This is a genomic window from Pseudomonas syringae, from assembly GCF_002157375.1.
Taxonomy (GTDB): Bacteria; Pseudomonadota; Gammaproteobacteria; order Pseudomonadales; family Pseudomonadaceae; genus Aquipseudomonas; species Aquipseudomonas syringae_T.
The window spans coordinates 116,184-133,939 of the sequence record NZ_MTSA01000012.1 but is presented as its reverse complement, the minus strand read 5'-3'; the positions used below and the strand labels follow the sequence as shown (position 1 = coordinate 133,939).

Genomic DNA, 17,756 nt, shown 5'->3' with positions numbered 1-17,756 from the left:
CTGGACGCCCAAATGTTAACCGCAGGTAATCCAATAGACAAGATAAAAGTAACCTCAGGTATCCTAAATGTCAGCAATGACGAACCCGCAGGTAATCTTTTTCGATTAACCTCCGGTTTATCATTGCGCCCTATGACCAAGAAGCCCCCACTCCCCCCTAAGCTCCTCGCCGAATGCCAAGCGGCCAACGAGCTGTACCTGTCGAAGAAAAACGAGCTGAAGCTCAATAAGAGGAAGATTGCCGACGAGATCGGAGTCAGTCCCGCTGCAGTCGCGCACTACCTCAGCGGCGTCAATGCACTGAACGTAAAATTTGCATCTGCACTTGCCAGGCTTTTGGGAGAGCCGGTTGATCGATTTAGTCCGCGACTGGCCGCTGAGATTGCAGATCTGGCGGCTACCACGGATCACAGCAACGTGACCCCGATGGTGCAGCCTCGGAGAGAGGCTAGGGAGTACCCATTAATCACGTGGGTGGACGCAGGCGCTGGCATCGAATCGGCAGGTTCGTATCCCTTAGGGATATCTGATGAGTGGCTTAGCTCAACCGAGAACGCGGGGCCAAGTGGATACTGGTTGCGCGTTAAGGGAAAGTCGATGACATCGGATACCCCTCCCACATTCCCGGAAGGCACGCCCATTCTGGTCAGACCTGAGGGTTTCGATATCATCAGCGGAAAGTTCTACGTAGCCCGGCACACAGTTACCGGCGAAACGACCTTCAAGCAGTACATCTTGGACGCCGGGGTCGGTTACCTGGTGCCGCTGAACCAGGCTTACCAGACCGTGCAGGTAGAGGGTGACTGGGAGATCATTGGCAGAGCGATAGATGCCAAGGTAACGGGCATGTAGGTTCCGGATACCGCATCCTCTTACTGCCCGTCCCGCTTCTAAGCGAGTTGGCTTTGCAGCGCGTTATCATCGATTGGAATCGTTTTCTGCTTTTTCACTGAATTGCCTAATCGCCTCAGCCCTACCCGAAATAGCCTCCGCAAGTGGCCCGATTGCTAAGGGCTTGAGCAGCCACAACAGTCGCTTCACTACAACGTCATTTCTCGTTTCGACTGTTTTTTGCGCCTTGAGAATATCTTGCATTTGATCTGGATAACTCTCAGTAGCCATGACGCTCCACCACTCGGTCTCGGCCCGTATCTGCCTTTCCAAAGCATCAATATCGAACGCGTCCAGAACAACTGCGATAGGTTTATGGCGCTTCAATATCTCTAAAGATTTCATATCAGCCGACACAGCGGGAATAGACTGCGATTCATTTACCATGGGTACCTACCTCCCCTCACAATTAAAGACTTTGCTTCAGATCAACGGTGCTGCCTGGTGGAGAACTGTGAACAACGATATGGCCTTTGCCGATCCTGAAATTCTTCATGACTGCAATTGCAACATTCCATACCTCTTTGGCGACTTCTTCACCAGCTTCGACAACATTTCCATCATCATCGATTATCGCTAGACGTGCAGGCCGTCCGTCGCTTGTGGTCAGCTTGTACCCGGTAGTGACATTGGCACTGACACAGCCCTTTGCCAACATACCCGTCTTAGGAATACCGATCATTAGTGTGCCTCTCCCGATTGAGAATCTGCATATTGGTTGACAATAAGAGCAATGGTGCTTGCATGCATTGTGCGCAAGCCCTGCACCACGCTGATCGCCCCCCAATTTTCCTTTTCGACAGCTTCATCTAGTGCCTCATTGGCACCGCGATACCCTTCTATACTGTCCAGCAAGAGCTTCAAAGTGTTAGGTTCAGTTATATTAATCTTGAGAGTCATGTCATATTCCTTATGCGGCCACATAGCCAACGCTAGTTCTTTTCAACAAGCCAACTTCCATGGCTGCATGAAACAACTTGATAGTCCGCCTGTTTCCAACCTTTGCAGCTGCGGTAAAATCCCGAACCTTAATAGGTGTTCCTGGCTTCGTTGATTGGGTCATGCTGATCAACGTCTGCATGAGACGAGGATCGTCAGTTCCAAATAGGTCCTGTTGCTGGCCCGTTGTCATAGCAACCGGCAACGTTATCCGCGCTTCTAGACCAGTTGCTAGGGTTACTGGCTCAGCAATGGCGGCCGTTGCCAAAGCTGGCGGCTCTGTTGCCACACCCGACTCTCCAAGGCACGGCATTCGTGTTGACTCAGCAACACCGCCGTTACCATTGTCATCTTTGTTCCCTGGGCGCAATACGGCTCCAAGGAGAGCCGGTACAATTTCTAGAGCCAATGCGAAGCCTGCGCAGACCATAGTCAAAAGTAGTGCTGGTAAACTAGCAGACGGGACAGGATAACTCTGCTGATCAGATACTTCTCTCGCAATTGCGGCCACGCTATCGAGAATCCGCTGCCTTTGATCAATAGCAGATGAGATTGCAAGCGCATCAAGGTCTTGTGCTTTGGTAACCATTCCTCGCTCCCTCAACAGTCTGGCTTGCTCACTCATTGAACGAGTCTCGGCGTCAACCAGTTTTAAACGATCAAGCTCTGCAGCTTGCTGGCTCTTGAGCTGGGATACTTTGATTTGTGCTGATACATATCGTGAATGACTTGCAGTTACTGAGCTGTACATTCGATCATATGTCGCCCAAGCAGAAATCGCGCCCAGAGTTATGGCAGACATGACCATTAATACAGCGGTTATCTTTTTACCATGAATCCACGCCCCAATCGCCAAAGGCCAAGCAAGGTACTTATAGAGATCCAGAACAACTGCAGCGCCTGCGAAAACCATAGCCATTAACAAATTATCGATCAGTGTAAACATCGCCATCCCAACGGACATAGCAGTTACACTTGACAACAAAACGGCGATCAATGCCACGACCCAATTAACGAATCGCGCTTGTTCATTTTGTAAGCTAATCATTCAGCTACCCTCAAGCGTTCTTGTAGTTGCTAATGAATTCTTTGGCACAAGCCATTAGTAACTCGAAGGCGAGATCAGTCGACTCTGGAAGATGCAGTGGAAGGGTAAGCGAGACCCCGTTCAGCACAAATTTAAAATTCGGACGCTTGCGACCTTCAAGAACCCCATCGATAACCAAGTAAAGGTCGGCCAGCTCCACGGAAGGTATTAGGTAAGTACCCTGTTTCATGACCACAGCTATCCTAATCGTCCACTCAAGGTCGCATCGGGCATGCAAGATTACGCTTACACCTGGTGAGGTTTTAAAGTACGAATTGACGTGATCCTCAATGACTTGAGTGAAACGCTCTGGCGTTGCACCGCTGTACGAAATCGCAACGGTTGAAGTTCGACCAGCCATGGCCATCCAGATGTGCCATTCGGCTACACCAGGCACAACCATGAGCTGGGCAACATCCACCACGACCTGTTCGCTGACGTCATCAAGCGGAAAAGCGCAGAGGAACCCTGACCTGCGGTGTTGGCTGTTAGCCAACTGGCCTACGAGGTGGTTCCTTGCATCGGGGGACAGGGTTACGAGGTGCATCGTTAATCTCCGCTTAGATCGGTGCAGCGCCAGGCGCTGAACTCATAGGCGTAGATTAACCTCAGGTAACGAAATAAATCAATACCGCAGGTTATTTAAATTAACCTGCGGTAAACATCATGCTGGGTGCTGGTTGGTCCACATCAATCGCGCTACCCCACGGGCGATTCTGGTGACACGCACGCTTTCCTCAAGCTCTAACTGCTCCAGGAACACGTCCCAGTCTGAAGCACTTTCGTCAGGCTGCCTGGCTATAGTGGTGTGTCGCGTGCTCTGCGCAGCCGAGCTGTTGATCTGTCGGTGAATGCGACTTATCAGGCTTTGGTAAGGCGTGAACGACTGAGGTGCGACACCTATAGGGACTTCCTGCAGCATAAAGACTCCTAGTCATAACTGTATGAACATACAGTATATTCGCAAAAACTATGCACGCAACCCTCAGTCCCAATCCTCGCTGGCCACCCATGCGCCTGTCTTGCGATTGATCTGCAGCAGCCTTTGCTGGCCTGTACGAGACAGCAGTTGAACATCGATGAATCTGCCAGACCTGTCTTCTGCGCTCATGCCGCGCATAAACACAACGATCCTTTCAAACGTATCCATTACCAGCTGCCGTACCTTTTCCCTGGCCGAATAGTCCCCACTGCGGACCAGCTCTGCCAGCTCTACCCACCTCTCGGCTTGGGCAGGCTTACCGGATCCAGAGACGGTGGCCAGCTCATATTCCAGTTGCTGCACCTTCTTATGAGCCTCGGCCTGCTCTGCTTCAAGCTCTCGTGCCCTTCGGATGAACGCTGTCGGCGCAGTACCGCTGTCGTCAGCAAGGAGAGCGTCTGTAATTCTGCCAAGTTGAACAGAAAGCTTTTCGGCAGTTGATCGGGCGACGGCAAGTTGTTGGCGAATCCCTTGCCCGTCATCTCCTACTTTCAGCAATCGTTGCAGATTGAGCTGATCGGAGCAGAACGTAAGCAAAGCCCTCTCGACTGGCACCACGCTGCAAGAGCCACCGGCAGTGCAACCACCATTCACACCATATGAAACGCAGTGAAGTCTTCGATGACCATCAGCAATTGTTCCATCGGCTCTCTGCCGAGTCATCATGTTCTGACCCACCAGTGCCGTGCCGCAATAACCACAATAGGTAAGGCCGATCCCTGTGATGATCCCAGGGATCTCGCCGTGCCCACGGCGACGCAGTCGTTGGCCAGCAAGATGCTGCAGGTCTGCCCATTCTGATTCGGAAAGCAACCGGGGGTAGTAATCCTCCAGTATGAAATCCTCACCATCAACGGATAGGCATTTCGCGCCCCTTAGTGCTTGGAGCTTGATCAATCGATAGATCTGCTGCTTCGATATACCACCAGCTGAATAGTCCAGCCCTTCCGCGTGCAATATCTTCGTTGCACGCGCCGCGCCCATACCTTCTTGATACAAAGCTAAGGCGCGACGAACGGCAAGCACGCGCTCGGGGATCATTTCCCAGGCACTGCCCGTCCACCTAAGCCATTGAGGATCCTTCCCGTTCCGGATCAGTCCTCGATAGGTACCGGACTGCCAGGCTTGGCATAGCCGAAGGATCGAGGCTTTCACTCGCTTGCTCTTCGTGTCGGACTCTTCATGCGCTCGGATCATAACGAGGAGCGAGTAGACCAGGTCCATTGGTTGAGCTTTTAACCCGGCACGGTTGTACTCTTTCCCGTCACTAGCGGTCACGACAGTAATGCCGGCATTGATAATCTGCGCAAGCTGAGCTTGGGCCTGAATAGGCTCTGCTCGACTAAGACGGTCCAAGCCTTCAACGACCAGGACAGATCCGGATGCAATACGCCCGTCCTCAATAGCTCTGAGAAAAACGCCCAGTGCCCCCTGCGTGACATGCCTTTGGTGGTAGGCTGACAAACCTTCATCCCGCATGGATAAGGACTCGTCAAGTTCCAGGCCCTTGTCTGCTGCCCACCGCTGCGCATAGAGCAGCTGACGATCGGCACTGCCACCGGACCCCTGTCGTGGGTCTGAGAAGCGTAAATAGCTGTATACTCGCGCGCCAATTTTAGCCATTAAAAATATAAGCCCTGATGAGGATCATCCTATGATGACAGCAAAAGCCCCGCGTGTAGGAATGATATCGTTAGGGTGCCCGAAGGCGCTCGTTGATTCCGAACGCATCCTGACCCAACTGCGCATGGAAGGTTACGAAGTCGTTGCAACCTATGAAGACGCCGACGTGGTCGTGGTCAACACCTGTGGCTTCATCGACACGGCCAAGGCCGAGTCGCTGGAAGTGATCGGCGAAGCGATCAAGGAAAACGGCAAGGTCATCGTCACCGGCTGCATGGGCGTCGATGCGAGCGTCATCCGGAATGTACACCCGAGTGTCCTGTCGGTGACCGGCCCGCAGCAGTACGAGCAAGTGGTCAATGCCGTACACGACGTCGTGCCGCCTCGTAAGGATCACAACCCGCTGATCGATCTGGTGCCGCCGCAAGGCGTCAAGCTGACCCCGCGTCATTATGCGTACCTGAAGATTTCCGAAGGCTGCAACCACAGTTGCAGCTTCTGCATCATCCCATCGATGCGCGGCAAGCTGGTCAGCCGTCCGGTGGGTGATGTGCTGGACGAAGCCAAGCGTCTGGTCAAATCCGGCGTGAAGGAATTGCTGGTGATTTCACAAGACACCAGCGCGTACGGCGTCGATGTCAAATACCGCACCGGTTTCTGGGACGGTCAGCCGGTCAAGACCCGGATGACCGAGCTGTGTCAGGCACTGGGGTCGATGGGGGTGTGGGTTCGTCTGCACTACGTCTACCCTTACCCGCACGTCGATGAACTGATCCCGCTGATGGCGGCTGGCAAGATCCTGCCGTACCTGGACATCCCCTTCCAGCACGCCAGCCCGAAGATCCTCAAGCTGATGAAGCGTCCGGCCTTTGAAGACAAGACCCTGGCGCGTATCAAGAACTGGCGCGAACAGTGCCCCGACCTGATCATTCGCTCGACCTTTATCGTGGGCTTCCCCGGCGAAACCGAAGAGGACTTCCAGTACCTGCTGGACTGGCTGACTGAAGCCCAGCTGGACCGCGTCGGCTGCTTCCAGTACTCGCCGGTGGAAGGCGCTCCTGCTAATTTGCTGGACGCCGCCATTGTGCCGGATGACATCAAGCAGGATCGCTGGGATCGCTTCATGGCGCACCAACAGGCAATCAGCGCGGCTCGCCTGCAAATGAAGATCGGCAAGGAAATCGAAGTGCTGATTGACGAAGTCGATGATCGCGGCGCCGTCGGCCGCTGCTTCTTCGATGCCCCGGAAATCGATGGCAACGTGTTCATTGGTCTCGAAGACGGCAGCAACGTTCAGCCCGGCGACAAGATCATGTGCCGCGTCACCGATGCAGACGAATACGACTTGTGGGCCGAAATGCTCTAAGGGCAACGCGTCATCAAAAAGCCCTGCCCTTCAACTGGCAGGGCTTTTTTGTCTGTCGGCGTTGTCTATGAACGACTGGCTGAACGGAGGATGGCGAGATGCAGTTGTATGCACCCGACATAAAGGATTATCCGGAAATGATAGAGGTGTGGGAGCGCTCGGTACGCGCCACCCACGACTTCATGCCAGACGCTTACGTCGTCCGGCTCAAGGGCCTGCTCACGCAGTACCTGGACAGCGTGACGCTGTTCTGCACCCGCAACGACGCGCAAAACATCACCGGCTTCGCGGGCGTGAACCGAGGCCGGCTGGACATGCTGTTTATCGCGCCGGAATACCGCAATCAAGGTCTGGGCACGCAGTTGTTGCAGCATGCCGTCGGCCATTTCGGCATCACCGAGCTGGATGTGAACGAGCAGAATCCCAAGGCCTTCGGTTTCTATTGCAGGCACGGATTTCAGGTGGTCAGTCGCTCGGAAGTCGACGGTCTCGGCCAGCCTTATCCCATGCTCAGAATGCGTCTGATGAACCACGGCTGATGCCGATTGCAGCGCAATTGCAATGTTGCCGCGATTAACCGGCCTTTGGCGGTTACAATGGCGCCTTTCAACTTATCAAACGGCTTTTTTGTCATGACAGACCCCATTCGCCTTTCCAAACGCCTTATCGAGCTGGTCGGTTGCTCCCGCCGGGAGGCCGAACTGTTTATCGAGGGTGGCTGGGTCACGGTGGATGGCGTCGTTATCGAAGAACCACACTTCAAGGTCAGCACCCAGAAGATCGAACTGAGCCCGGACGCCAAGGCCGATTCTCCGGAGCCGGTCACGATCATCTTTCACACGCCTGCCTCGGCAAGTGCAGAAAGCGCCTTGCAGATGATCACGCCGGGCACCCTTTCCGAAGAGCACAGCTACAGCAAACGCCCGCTCAAAGGCCACTTCATGCGCCTTGAAGCCATTTCCAGCCTGCAAGCCAATGCCAGCGGCCTGATGGTGTTCAGCCAGGACTGGAAAATCCTGCGCAAACTGACCGACGACCGCAGCAAGATCGAACAGGAATACGTGGTGGAAATCTCGGGCGAAATGGTTGCCCACGGCCTGAATCGCCTCAACCACGGCCTGACCTACAAGGGCAAGGAGCTGCCAGCCGTAAAAGCCAGCTGGCAGAACGAGAACCGCCTGCGCTTCGCGATGAAAAACCCGCAGCCCGGCATCATTGCCCAACTGTGCGAAGCCGTTGGCCTGAAAATCGTCGCCATTCGCCGCATCCGCATCGGCGGCGTGTCCATGGGCAAATTGCCCGAGGGCCAGTGGCGTTACATGACGACCAAGGAAAAGTTTTAATCCTCTCGCCCCCAGCCTTATTACAGCGCGCATGACCACCGTCATGCGCCGCCATACGACTTACCAGGAAACACGCCTCATGATGAACAACGACGTACTGCGCAGCGTGCGCTACATGCTCGATATCAGCGACAGCAAGATTGTCGAGATCATCGGCCTGACCGGTTTTGAAGTGTCGAAAAGCGATGTCATCGCTTTCATGAAGAAAGAGGAAGAAGAAGGCTATCTGGATTGCAGCGATGAAATCATGGCGCATTTTCTGGATGGGCTGGTTTACTTCAAGCGCGGCAAGGACGAAAGCCGCCCGCCACAGCCAATCGATCTGCCGATTACCAACAACATCGTCCTGAAAAAGCTGCGCGTGGCCTTCGAACTGAAAGAAGACGACATGCATGCCATCCTCAAATCCGCAGAGTTTCCGGTGTCCAAGCCCGAGCTGAGCGCGTTGTTTCGCAAGGTCGGCCACACCAACTACCGCGCGTGCGGCGATCAGCTGCTGCGCAACTTCCTCAAGGGCCTGACCTTGCGTGTTCGCGGCTGAAGCGGCTGACACCATGAGCTACAACGTCACCCCTGTCGGCTTCGTGCGCTCCTGTTTCAAGGAGAAATTCGCCATTCCACGCCAGCCACAACTGGCGCCGGCAGCACGAGGCGTATTGGAGCTGGTCGCGCCTTTCGATCAGGGCGACGCCGTCCAGGGGCTGGAACAGGTCAGCCATGTCTGGTTACTGTTTCTGTTCCACCTGGCACTGGAAGACAAACCGCGCCTGAAAGTACGCCCGCCCCGCCTCGGCGGCAATCAGTCGATGGGGGTGTTCGCCACCCGTGCAACCCATCGCCCGAACGGCATCGGGCAATCGGTGGTCAAGCTGGACAAGGTCGAAGCCGGACGCCTATGGCTGTCGGGCATCGACTTGCTGGATGGCACACCGGTTCTGGATATAAAACCTTACGTGCCCTACGCCGATGCCATTGCCGAGGCCAGCAACCACATGGCCAGTGCCGCGCCAGCGTTGATACCGGTGCAGTGGCAGGACGCTGCGCTCGTGCAGGCCCGTGAGCACGCTTTGCGCCTTGACGAGCCACTGGTCGAGCTGATCGAGCAATGTCTGGCTCAGGACCCGCGCCCGGCCTATCAGTTGCCTGCGCCGGAACGCCGCTATGGCGCTCAGTTCTGGGACCTTGACGTGCGCTGGCACTACCCGCAGGCAGGCGTCATCTGCGTCCTTGAAGTGGTGCCCGCGACAAACTCCGCGCCATAAAAAACCCGCCTGCTCCGGTCAAGGAAGAGGCGGGTCTTGTCAGACCGATTTACTTCTCAACAAATGCACGTTCGATCAGATAATCGCCTGGCTCGCGCATACGTGGCGACACCGTCAGGCCGAAGCTGTTGAGCACTTCGCTGGTCTCGTCGAGCATGCTCGGGCTACCGCACAACATAGCGCGATCGTCCTGAGGGTTGATCGGCGGCAGACCGATGTCGCTGAACAGCTTGCCGCTGCGCATCAGGTCAGTCAGGCGACCTTCGTTTTCAAAAGGCTCGCGGGTGACCGTAGGGTAGTAGATCAGTTTGTCACGCAGCGCTTCACCGAAGAACTCGTTCTGCGGCAGATGTTCGGTGATGAATTCGCGGTAGGCGACTTCATTCACGTAGCGCACGCCGTGACAGAGAATGACCTTCTCGAAACGCTCGTAGGTTTCGGGGTCCTGTATGACGCTCATGAACGGCGCCAGACCGGTGCCGGTGCTCAGCAGGTAAAGATGTTTGCCCGGCTTGAGGTCGTCCAGCACCAGCGTACCCGTAGGCTTTTTGCTGATGATGATTTCATCGCCTTCCTTCAGGTGCTGCAACTGGGAGGTCAGCGGACCGTCCGGCACCTTGATGCTGAAGAACTCCAGATGCTCTTCCCAGTTCGGGCTGGCAATCGAGTAGGCGCGCATGAGCGGGCGACCGTTTGGCTGCTGCAGGCCGATCATGACGAACTGACCGTTCTCGAAACGCAAACCAGGGTCGCGGGTACACTTGAAACTGAAGAGGGTGTCATTCCAGTGGTGGACGCTGAGGACACGCTCGTGGTTCATGTTGCTCATGTACGTGAAGACTCCTGAAAAAATAGTGCGCGCAGGGCACTGCGCTATTGCGCGACATTCTAGTGGCAGACAGAATATCTGTTAAATGAATTATCAAGATATAGGTTATCGGTTATATAGATATGCGATTTACTCTCCGTCAGCTTCAAGTGTTCGTCGCCGTGGCCCGGCAGGAAAGCGTGTCCAAAGCAGCCGTGTTGCTGTCGCTTTCGCAGTCGGCTGCCAGCACGTCCATCACCGAACTGGAACGCCAGTCCAGTTGCCAGCTGTTTGATCGCGCCGGCAAGCGACTCAGCCTTAATGCCACCGGCAGGCAGCTGTTGCCGCAGGCGGTTGCACTGCTGGATCAGGCCAAGGAAATCGAGGACCTGCTCAACGGTAAATCAGGTTTTGGCTCGCTGGCCGTCGGCGCCACCCTGACCATCGGCAACTACCTGGCGACGCTGCTGATCGGCGGTTACATGCAGCGGCACCCGGAAAGTCAGGTCAAGCTGCACGTACAGAACACCGCGCATATCGTGCAACAGGTGGCCCACTACGAAATCGACCTGGGGCTGATCGAGGGCGATTGCAGCCACCCGGACATCGAGGTGCAATCCTGGGTCGAAGACGAACTGGTGGTGTTCTGCGCGCCTCAGCACCCACTGGCAAAGCGCGACCATGTCACCCTGGAAGAGCTGACGCATGAAGCCTGGATCCTGCGCGAACAGGGTTCCGGCACACGCCTGACTTTCGATCAGGCTCTGCGCCATCACCGCAACGGGCTGAATGTCCGACTGGAGCTGGAGCACACCGAAGCCATCAAACGGGCGGTCGAATCGGGGCTGGGCATCGGATGCATTTCCCGACTGGCGTTGCGGGACGCATTTCGTCGCGGCAATCTTGTCGAACTGGCCACACCCGAGCTGGACCTGTCGCGCCAGTTCTATTTCATCTGGCACAAGCAGAAGTACCAGACTTCCGCCATGCGCGAATTTCTCGAACTGTGCCGCGCCTTCACCGCCGGGGTACAGCGCAGCGATGAGATCGTGCTGCCAAGCCTGTACTGATCAGGATCAGCCCAGCAGAACGATGCCCCACACCAGCGCAATCATGCTCAGCGCGACGAACTGGGCGGCACTGCCCATGTCCTTGGCGTTCTTGGACAACGGGTGCAGGTCCAGCGAGATACGGTCGATGGCCGCCTCGACCGCCGAGTTGAGCAACTCCACGATCAGCGCCAGCAGGCACACGGCAACCAGCAAGGCATGCTCACCCTTGCTCACATTCAGGAAGAACGACAGCGGGACCAGCACGACATTGAGCAGGACCAATTGACGGAATGCGGCTTCGCCTTTGAAGGCAGCGGACATACCGTCGATGGAATAACCTGCGGCATTGAGGATACGTTTCAGGCCGGTCTGGCCTTTAAAGGGCGACATAGAAAGACTGCTGTGTAAAAAAGATGAGGAAAGCTAAGGCAATACAGGTCAAAAAAGCGTGAATGCTTGCTACCTGAACAACGCTAGCTGGATGAGATGGATTCAAGCTGCTGTAACAGCAATGCCGCCTGTGTGCGCGTACGAACGCCCAGCTTGCGGAAAATCGCTGTGACGTGGGCTTTGATAGTCGCCTCGGACACGCTGAGTTCTGAGGCGATCTGCTTGTTCAACAAGCCTTCGCACACCATCGTCAATACGCGAAACTGCTGCGGCGTCAGGCTGGCGAGGCCGGCACTGGCCGCTTTCGCTTCGTCGGAAACACTGATCACCTCGTTGATCTGCGGCGGCCACCAGACGTCACCATCCAGCACGGTTCTGACCGCCTGCTGAATGACTTCGAGCGAACTGGATTTAGGGATAAACCCACTGGCCCCGAACTCCCTGGAGCGCACCACGATTGATGCTTCTTCCTGAGCCGAGACCATCACCACCGGTATCTGCGGGTACTGGCCACGCAACAGGACCAGGCCGGAGAAACCGTAGGCTCCCGGCATGTTCAGGTCCAGCAGCACCAGATCCCAGTCGCCCTTCTCGTCAAGACGAGACTCGAGCTGTGCAATGCTTTCTGCCTCGACCAGCCTTGCTTCAGGCCCCAGGCCGATGGTCAGCGCCTGACGCAGCGCACTGCGAAACAGGGGGTGATCATCAGCGATCAGGATGTCGTAGGTCATGTAATGATCCTGTTTTTATAGTGAGTGGCCGACAAAAGCGGCCGCTCAGCAAGGCTGGCGGCAAATGCAGCACCAGACCCGATGAATCGGCTTCCAGGCGGCGCCAAGCATGCCCAGCAACACCATGACGGTCAAGCGCGAAGCGCCGTCGACCTGATACAAAGATGGCAATCGGCCCAACGCATGGCCTCCCGTGCTGCTGCTCGGCAGAACAGCCTTCAAATGAAAGCCTTCAAATGCGTGTGCGCTGCGTCGTCCGGATCTATCGGGCGCTGAAACTTGGCGCCGAGGTAGTGAGCGCTGAATACATCCAGGTAGGCGTCCAGCACACCACTGGCGCTGACATCCTCGGCCAGTTCCAGGCACAGGGCTGCCACTTCCGCGGTGCAGAAATGATCATCACGCCGGGACCGGCGCAAGCGATAACGCGAGATCTGCTCAGGCTCGAGGCTCAATACCGGAAACCGCTCCAGATAAGGGCTTTTGCGAAACATCTTGCGCGCTTCGGTCCAGGTGGCATCCAGCAAAATGAACAACGGGCGCTTGCCGTCTGGCGTTGATACCCGAGTCACGACCCGCTCGCTGGCGACGAATTCGCCAGGAAAGACGATGTACGGCTGCCATTGCGGGTCATCCAGCAGGGCCAGCAATTGCTCGTCAATATCCACACGCGACCAGCCAAAGGCGTAGGTGTCCTTGATGACATCGGCGATGAGCCAGCCGGTGTTGGTCGGCTTCAACGGTTCGGTGTCGTACATCAGCAGACACATGCCCGATTCGGCGGCGACAGTAGGCCGCCATTCACACAGGCAATAGCTGGAAATGACCCTGCAACCCGGACAGCGCGGCGCCCGCGACCCTCGGGCAATGAAGGGCTTGGTGCTGCGCGCCAGACGCTCGTCGCGCAAACGAGAAACGGCATGGCTCATCGCAGGGCACGCCAACGGGGAAAATACATCGACACCACAGAGACTCGGCAGGGATAAAGTGCGCGCAGTTTATCAGAGCGCCAGCGCTCGAACCTGCTTTCGGCCTAGGCCGCTGTAAGACTCCTGCTCTATACTGCTGCGCCACAGTCCCGCCGCACGGTCGGCAGGCTGCCCGGAACGCACTTTGAAGTCGCTGGTCCAACGGCCAGCCACTTAATCAGGAGAGTTAAATGCTGCGCCTTATCGCACCTACCCTTACGCTTTTGCTCGTTGCTCCGCTGTGCGCCCAGGCGGCGTCGAAACAGGAGTTCGAACTCAGCAAGATGCTGGAAAAAGTCGCTAAGGAAAGCAGTGTCGGCACGCCGAGAGCGATCAACGAGGACATTCTGGATCAGGGTTATACCGTGACCGGCAATCAGTTGATCAACCACTTGAGCGTGCGTGAAGGTCAGGCCCGGCAGATGCGTGCCAATCCGGATGTCATGCGCAATCAACTGGGCAACAGCGTTTGCCACAACAACGGCTTTCGCCAGTTGATGACCAAGGGCGCCGTACTCAAGTATCAGTTCACCGAATACAAGACCAATCGCCCGGTTGCGACCCAGACCTTCCAGGCCTCCGACTGCACGGTCAAACCCAAGCAGTAAGCCCACCCGATAGACGAAAGCCTCCCCGCGCGCCTGGCCATCAGGCGCGTCACCTCTGCAACGCCAAGACATCCTGCAACCAATCCGCCCTGACAACGAGCAGGGAATGGGTAGCCTTTATCTGCAAACCGGGACATCATCGATTCAACACGCCCCGAGGGGCCATTGATTCTGCAGGAGGAGAAATCCCGAATGCCGTATGTACCTGACGATCTTCTATCCCGACACTTTCAAAGCAATGGTCTCGACCTGACCGGCAAGATTGAAGCGCACATCAACGAAGTGGCGCCCGGCACGCGAAACCTGCCGTTGTATCGCGACATGATTCTGACTGTGCTGCGCATGGCCCAGGATGATCGCAACCGCTGGGACGTCAAGATAACGCTGCAAACCCTGCGCGAGCTGGATAAAGCCTTTCGTGTACTGGAGCGTTTCAAGGGCCGCCGCAAGGTCACCGTGTTTGGCTCTGCTCGCACCCCGACAGAGCATCCGCTGTACGCACAGGCCAGAGAGCTGGGCGAAAAACTGGCGCAATCCGACATGATGGTCATTACCGGCGCAGGCGGCGGCATCATGGCAGCGGCTCACGCGGGTGCAGGCCTCAAACACAGCCTGGGATTCAACATTACCCTGCCGTTCGAGCAGCACGCCAACCCGACCGTTGATGGCACCGACAATCTGCTGCCCTTCCATTTCTTCTTCACACGCAAGCTGTTTTTCGTCAAGGAAGCGGATGCACTGGTGCTGTGCCCGGGCGGGTTCGGAACACTGGATGAAGCACTGGAAGTGCTGACACTGATCCAGACGGGTAAAAGCCCGCTGGTGCCGGTGGTGCTACTGGACACGCCTGGCGGCAGTTTCTGGCAAGGCGCGCTGGATTTCATCAAGCACCAGTTGCAGGACAATCACTACATCCTGCCAGCCGACATGAAGCTGATGAGGCTGGTTTACAGCCCTGACGAAGCGGTGGAGGAGATCAATCAGTTTTATGGCAACTTCCACTCCAGCCGCTGGCTGAAAAACAAGTTTGTGATCCGTATGCATCACGCACTCAGCGAGCAGGCCCTGGAGCATCTGCAGGAAGCGTTCGGAGACTTGTGCATCAATGAAAACTTCCATCAGCATGGTTATCAGGGCGAAGAACATGATGAGGCGCAATTCAGCCATCTGACGCGGCTTGCGTTCACCTTCACAGGGCGCAACCAGGGCAGACTTCGTGAGCTGATTGATTACATCAACCTGAAGGAAAACTGGGCAGATGGATCAATGACCGTTCAAGCGCCGCAAAAGACGCTCTGATCTGTCAGTCATCGCCGCCACGGCCGCTCAGCAAGCGGCCGATCATGTCCAGCGGATACCCTCGATAACTCAAGAACCTCCCCTGTCTGGCACGCTCCCGAGCATCCACAGGTAACGCACCGGCAAATTTGCGTTGCCAGACATCCTGAAGTTTTTCCTGCCAGTCCACACCGCATTCCTTGAGCGCCTGTTCGATATCCGCGCGTTGCAAACCACGCTGATTCAGCTCTTCCCGGATACGAACAGGGCCGTAGCCCGAGCGCGCCCGATAGGAAACAAAGCTTTCAAGGTAACGGGATTCAGAGAGCAGGCCTTCTTCGACCAGCCGGTCAAGAGCAGCTTCGATAAGCTCGGGAGGGGCGCCGCGCTGACGCAGTTTGCGCGTCAGCTCGACTCGACCATGCTCGCGTCGCGCGAGCAGGTCCATTGCAGTTCGCCGTATGGCGACAGGTGTATCAAGCACAGCAACCATGAGGATCAGATATCGGCGTCTGCTTCGGCTACGTCATCGGCAACAACAGCTTCGCGGGAACCGACAGCTTTGGTGTCAACGCCTGGGGTGAGCAACTTGTCGCGAATCTGCTTCTCGAGTGCCTTGCAGATTTCCGGGTTGTCCGCCAGGAACTTGGCCGAGTTGGCTTTACCCTGACCGATCTTGCTGCCCTGGTAGCTATACCAGGCACCGGACTTCTCGACAAAGCCGTGCAGAACAGCCAGGTCAACAATTTCGCCGTTCAGGTAGATACCCTTGCCGTAGAGAATCTGGAACTCGGCCTGACGGAACGGCGGAGCCACTTTGTTCTTCACGACCTTGACGCGGGTTTCACTGCCTACAACTTCGTCGCCTTCTTTCACAGCGCCGGTGCGGCGGATGTCCAGACGTACCGAAGCGTAGAACTTCAGTGCGTTACCGCCGGTGGTGGTTTCCGGGCTACCGAACATCACACCGATCTTCATGCGGATCTGGTTGATGAAGATTACCAGGCAGTTGGCATTCTTGATGTTACCGGTGATTTTACGCAGCGCCTGGGACATCAGTCGCGCTTGCAGACCAACGTGCATATCACCCATTTCGCCTTCGATTTCTGCCTTCGGCACCAGCGCAGCAACGGAGTCGACAACGATCACGTCGATGGCATTGGAGCGCACCAGCATGTCGGTGATTTCCAGCGCCTGCTCGCCGGTATCCGGCTGCGAAACCAGCAGATCATCGACGTTGACGCCCAGCTTGCCGGCGTATTCCGGGTCCAGTGCGTGTTCGGCATCAACGAATGCACAGGTAGCGCCCATTTTCTGGGCCTGCGCGATGACCGACAGGGTCAGCGTGGTTTTACCGGAAGATTCAGGACCGTAGATTTCAACGATCCGGCCTTTTGGCAGGCCGCCGATACCGAGGGCAATGTCCAGCCCCAGCGAACCGGTGGAAATAGCAGGAATCGCTTGGCGGTCATGGTCACCCATGCGCATCACGGCACCTTTACCGAACTGACGCTCGATCTGACCCAAGGCCGCAGCCAAGGCTTTCTTCTTGTTGTCGTCCATTGAAGTCCTCACGTAATCAAATTCAATTAGGGCCTTGATGGCCACAACACCTGTATAAGTAGACAGTATTATTCCACAGCGATGAGCGCGCGCCTACCCCTGTTTTAGCATTTCTCCACGCGCGAGCTGTATCAGCCCGTGTAGCGCGGCCTCGACCGTCTGTCGGCGGACCTGATCGCGGTCGCCATCGAACCGGCGACACTGCGCGAAGACTGCCTCTGCGTCCGCCCAGCACAGCCAGACCGTACCCACCGGTTTGTCGACCGAGCCACCGCCCGGCCCGGCCACGCCACTGACCGACACGGCGAACCGCGCGCCACTTTCACGCTGGGCACCTCTGACCATCGCTTCAACGACTGGCTGACTGACCGCGCCGACTTGCGCGAACAAAGCATCTGGAACGCCCAGTTGCCTGGTCTTCTGGGCATTCGAATAGGTCACGTAACCTGCCTCGAACCAGGCCGAGCTTCCAGCGATGCGGGTGATCGCCTCTGCGATTCCACCGCCCGTACAGGACTCGGCAGTGGTTACTTGAGCGCTCATGGCGCTGAGAAGCTTGCCAAGCACATCGGCGAGCCGGGTTATCTCGTCCACGGTATCGTCCTGTTCATGCCAAAAAGGCGGTAAAAGTTGGCTGGCAAAGCAGCCGCGCTGACCAGGCAACGCGGCGGCTTCTTATGACTCATTGTTCAGTCGCTTTTTTTGCGTTCGGGTTTTTTGACCGTTTCCACCGTGGTTTCTCTCGGTCTTTTTCTGGCTTCTTCGAGGGGAATGAATCGCCCGTTGACGGAATCCCTGGCCCGTTTGTTTTTCATATAAAAATCCTTTTTTATAGGTTGCCAGTCGCTTATCGAGTGGCAGCGAG

The 17,756-nt window shown here is 56.3% G+C and carries 24 protein-coding genes; 9 read left to right on the top strand and 15 right to left on the bottom strand.

Features of this window, described 5'->3' with window-relative positions:
• Nucleotides 1-12 precede the first annotated feature (12 nt).
• Nucleotides 13-852 (top strand): S24 family peptidase, encoded by an 840-nt coding sequence (locus BW686_RS16630; protein WP_084918667.1) that lies wholly within the window; start codon nucleotides 13-15, stop codon nucleotides 850-852.
• 66 nt (nucleotides 853-918) lie between these two features.
• Here the strand turns inward: BW686_RS16630 and BW686_RS16625 are convergent, their stop codons facing one another.
• The 7 genes from BW686_RS16625 to BW686_RS16595 form a co-directional block, all read right to left on the bottom strand.
• Nucleotides 919-1,278: a hypothetical protein gene (locus BW686_RS16625; RefSeq protein WP_143514196.1), complete on the bottom strand. Its 360-nt coding sequence runs from the start codon at nucleotides 1,276-1,278 to the stop codon at nucleotides 919-921.
• A 22-nt stretch (nucleotides 1,279-1,300) separates the two neighbouring features.
• Nucleotides 1,301-1,573 carry a hypothetical protein gene (locus tag BW686_RS16620; protein ID WP_080267206.1) on the bottom strand — a complete coding sequence of 91 codons (273 nt, stop codon included), beginning with the start codon at nucleotides 1,571-1,573 and terminating at the stop codon, nucleotides 1,301-1,303.
• Nucleotides 1,573-1,791 (bottom strand): hypothetical protein, encoded by a 219-nt coding sequence (locus BW686_RS16615; RefSeq protein WP_024643233.1) that lies wholly within the window; start codon nucleotides 1,789-1,791, stop codon nucleotides 1,573-1,575. The genes BW686_RS16620 and BW686_RS16615 overlap by 1 nt, the downstream gene beginning before the upstream one ends.
• A gap of 10 nt (nucleotides 1,792-1,801) precedes the next feature.
• The gene (locus BW686_RS26870) at nucleotides 1,802-2,878 is read right to left on the bottom strand and encodes a hypothetical protein (RefSeq protein WP_084918665.1); all 1,077 of its coding nucleotides are present in this window, start codon (nucleotides 2,876-2,878) and stop codon (nucleotides 1,802-1,804) included.
• Nucleotides 2,879-2,888: 10 nt separating this feature from the next.
• Nucleotides 2,889-3,464 (bottom strand): hypothetical protein, encoded by a 576-nt coding sequence (locus tag BW686_RS16605; protein WP_084918664.1) that lies wholly within the window; start codon nucleotides 3,462-3,464, stop codon nucleotides 2,889-2,891.
• A 117-nt stretch (nucleotides 3,465-3,581) separates the two neighbouring features.
• Complete coding sequence (locus BW686_RS27540; protein WP_005743459.1) at nucleotides 3,582-3,839, bottom strand: DUF1654 domain-containing protein; 258 nt, start codon at nucleotides 3,837-3,839, stop codon at nucleotides 3,582-3,584.
• Nucleotides 3,840-3,902: 63 nt separating this feature from the next.
• Nucleotides 3,903-5,522 (bottom strand): recombinase family protein, encoded by a 1,620-nt coding sequence (locus BW686_RS16595; protein ID WP_084918663.1) that lies wholly within the window; start codon nucleotides 5,520-5,522, stop codon nucleotides 3,903-3,905.
• 34 nt (nucleotides 5,523-5,556) lie between these two features.
• Between BW686_RS16595 and rimO the strand changes: the two genes are divergently transcribed.
• The 5 genes from rimO to tsaA all read left to right on the top strand — a co-directional run bounded on the left by rimO (nucleotide 5,557) and on the right by tsaA (nucleotide 9,493).
• Nucleotides 5,557-6,888, top strand: a complete 1,332-nt coding sequence (rimO, locus tag BW686_RS16590) for a 30S ribosomal protein S12 methylthiotransferase RimO (protein WP_084918729.1) — start codon at nucleotides 5,557-5,559, stop codon at nucleotides 6,886-6,888.
• A 98-nt stretch (nucleotides 6,889-6,986) separates the two neighbouring features.
• Nucleotides 6,987-7,427, top strand: a complete 441-nt coding sequence (locus BW686_RS16585; protein WP_084918662.1) for a GNAT family N-acetyltransferase — start codon at nucleotides 6,987-6,989, stop codon at nucleotides 7,425-7,427.
• 93 nt (nucleotides 7,428-7,520) lie between these two features.
• Nucleotides 7,521-8,231, top strand: coding sequence for an rRNA pseudouridine synthase (locus tag BW686_RS16580; protein WP_084918728.1), 711 nt, complete (start codon nucleotides 7,521-7,523; stop codon nucleotides 8,229-8,231).
• 79 nt (nucleotides 8,232-8,310) lie between these two features.
• Complete coding sequence (locus BW686_RS16575; protein WP_084918661.1) at nucleotides 8,311-8,772, top strand: DUF1456 family protein; 462 nt, start codon at nucleotides 8,311-8,313, stop codon at nucleotides 8,770-8,772.
• A gap of 13 nt (nucleotides 8,773-8,785) precedes the next feature.
• Nucleotides 8,786-9,493, top strand: coding sequence for a tRNA (N6-threonylcarbamoyladenosine(37)-N6)-methyltransferase TrmO (tsaA, locus tag BW686_RS16570; RefSeq protein ID WP_084918727.1), 708 nt, complete (start codon nucleotides 8,786-8,788; stop codon nucleotides 9,491-9,493).
• A gap of 49 nt (nucleotides 9,494-9,542) precedes the next feature.
• On the opposite strand, the gene fpr is transcribed toward tsaA, so the two are convergent.
• On the bottom strand, nucleotides 9,543-10,322 hold the full coding sequence (gene fpr, locus BW686_RS16565) for a ferredoxin-NADP reductase (protein WP_002554680.1): 780 nt from the start codon (nucleotides 10,320-10,322) through the stop codon (nucleotides 9,543-9,545).
• A gap of 122 nt (nucleotides 10,323-10,444) precedes the next feature.
• Between fpr and BW686_RS16560 the strand changes: the two genes are divergently transcribed.
• A complete protein-coding gene (locus BW686_RS16560; RefSeq protein ID WP_084918660.1) occupies nucleotides 10,445-11,371 on the top strand; it encodes a LysR family transcriptional regulator in 927 nt (308 codons plus the stop codon).
• 6 nt (nucleotides 11,372-11,377) lie between these two features.
• Here BW686_RS16560 and BW686_RS16555 read toward each other — a convergent pair whose 3' ends face one another.
• The 3 genes from BW686_RS16555 to BW686_RS16540 form a co-directional block, all read right to left on the bottom strand.
• Entirely contained in the window at nucleotides 11,378-11,743 is a 366-nt protein-coding gene (locus BW686_RS16555) for a diacylglycerol kinase (RefSeq protein WP_084918659.1), read from the bottom strand.
• An 83-nt stretch (nucleotides 11,744-11,826) separates the two neighbouring features.
• Nucleotides 11,827-12,474 (bottom strand): response regulator transcription factor ErdR, encoded by a 648-nt coding sequence (gene erdR, locus BW686_RS16550; protein WP_084918658.1) that lies wholly within the window; start codon nucleotides 12,472-12,474, stop codon nucleotides 11,827-11,829.
• A gap of 218 nt (nucleotides 12,475-12,692) precedes the next feature.
• Nucleotides 12,693-13,403 carry a tRNA-uridine aminocarboxypropyltransferase gene (locus BW686_RS16540; RefSeq protein WP_084918657.1) on the bottom strand — a complete coding sequence of 237 codons (711 nt, stop codon included), beginning with the start codon at nucleotides 13,401-13,403 and terminating at the stop codon, nucleotides 12,693-12,695.
• 230 nt (nucleotides 13,404-13,633) lie between these two features.
• Between BW686_RS16540 and BW686_RS16535 the strand changes: the two genes are divergently transcribed.
• Nucleotides 13,634-14,050 (top strand): quorum-sensing-regulated virulence factor family protein, encoded by a 417-nt coding sequence (locus BW686_RS16535; RefSeq protein WP_084918656.1) that lies wholly within the window; start codon nucleotides 13,634-13,636, stop codon nucleotides 14,048-14,050.
• 192 nt (nucleotides 14,051-14,242) lie between these two features.
• A complete protein-coding gene (locus BW686_RS16530; protein ID WP_084918655.1) occupies nucleotides 14,243-15,349 on the top strand; it encodes an LOG family protein in 1,107 nt (368 codons plus the stop codon).
• Between the two features lie 4 nt (nucleotides 15,350-15,353).
• Here BW686_RS16530 and recX read toward each other — a convergent pair whose 3' ends face one another.
• From recX to BW686_RS27165, 4 genes are all read right to left on the bottom strand, one after another.
• Nucleotides 15,354-15,821, bottom strand: a complete 468-nt coding sequence (gene recX / locus BW686_RS16525; protein ID WP_084918654.1) for a recombination regulator RecX — start codon at nucleotides 15,819-15,821, stop codon at nucleotides 15,354-15,356.
• 5 nt (nucleotides 15,822-15,826) lie between these two features.
• The gene (recA, locus tag BW686_RS16520) at nucleotides 15,827-16,891 is read right to left on the bottom strand and encodes a recombinase RecA (protein ID WP_024644417.1); all 1,065 of its coding nucleotides are present in this window, start codon (nucleotides 16,889-16,891) and stop codon (nucleotides 15,827-15,829) included.
• A gap of 93 nt (nucleotides 16,892-16,984) precedes the next feature.
• Nucleotides 16,985-17,485, bottom strand: a complete 501-nt coding sequence (locus tag BW686_RS16515) for a CinA family protein (protein WP_084918653.1) — start codon at nucleotides 17,483-17,485, stop codon at nucleotides 16,985-16,987.
• Nucleotides 17,486-17,580: 95 nt separating this feature from the next.
• A complete protein-coding gene (locus BW686_RS27165) occupies nucleotides 17,581-17,706 on the bottom strand; it encodes a hypothetical protein (protein ID WP_256898714.1) in 126 nt (41 codons plus the stop codon).
• Nucleotides 17,707-17,756 lie beyond the last annotated feature (50 nt).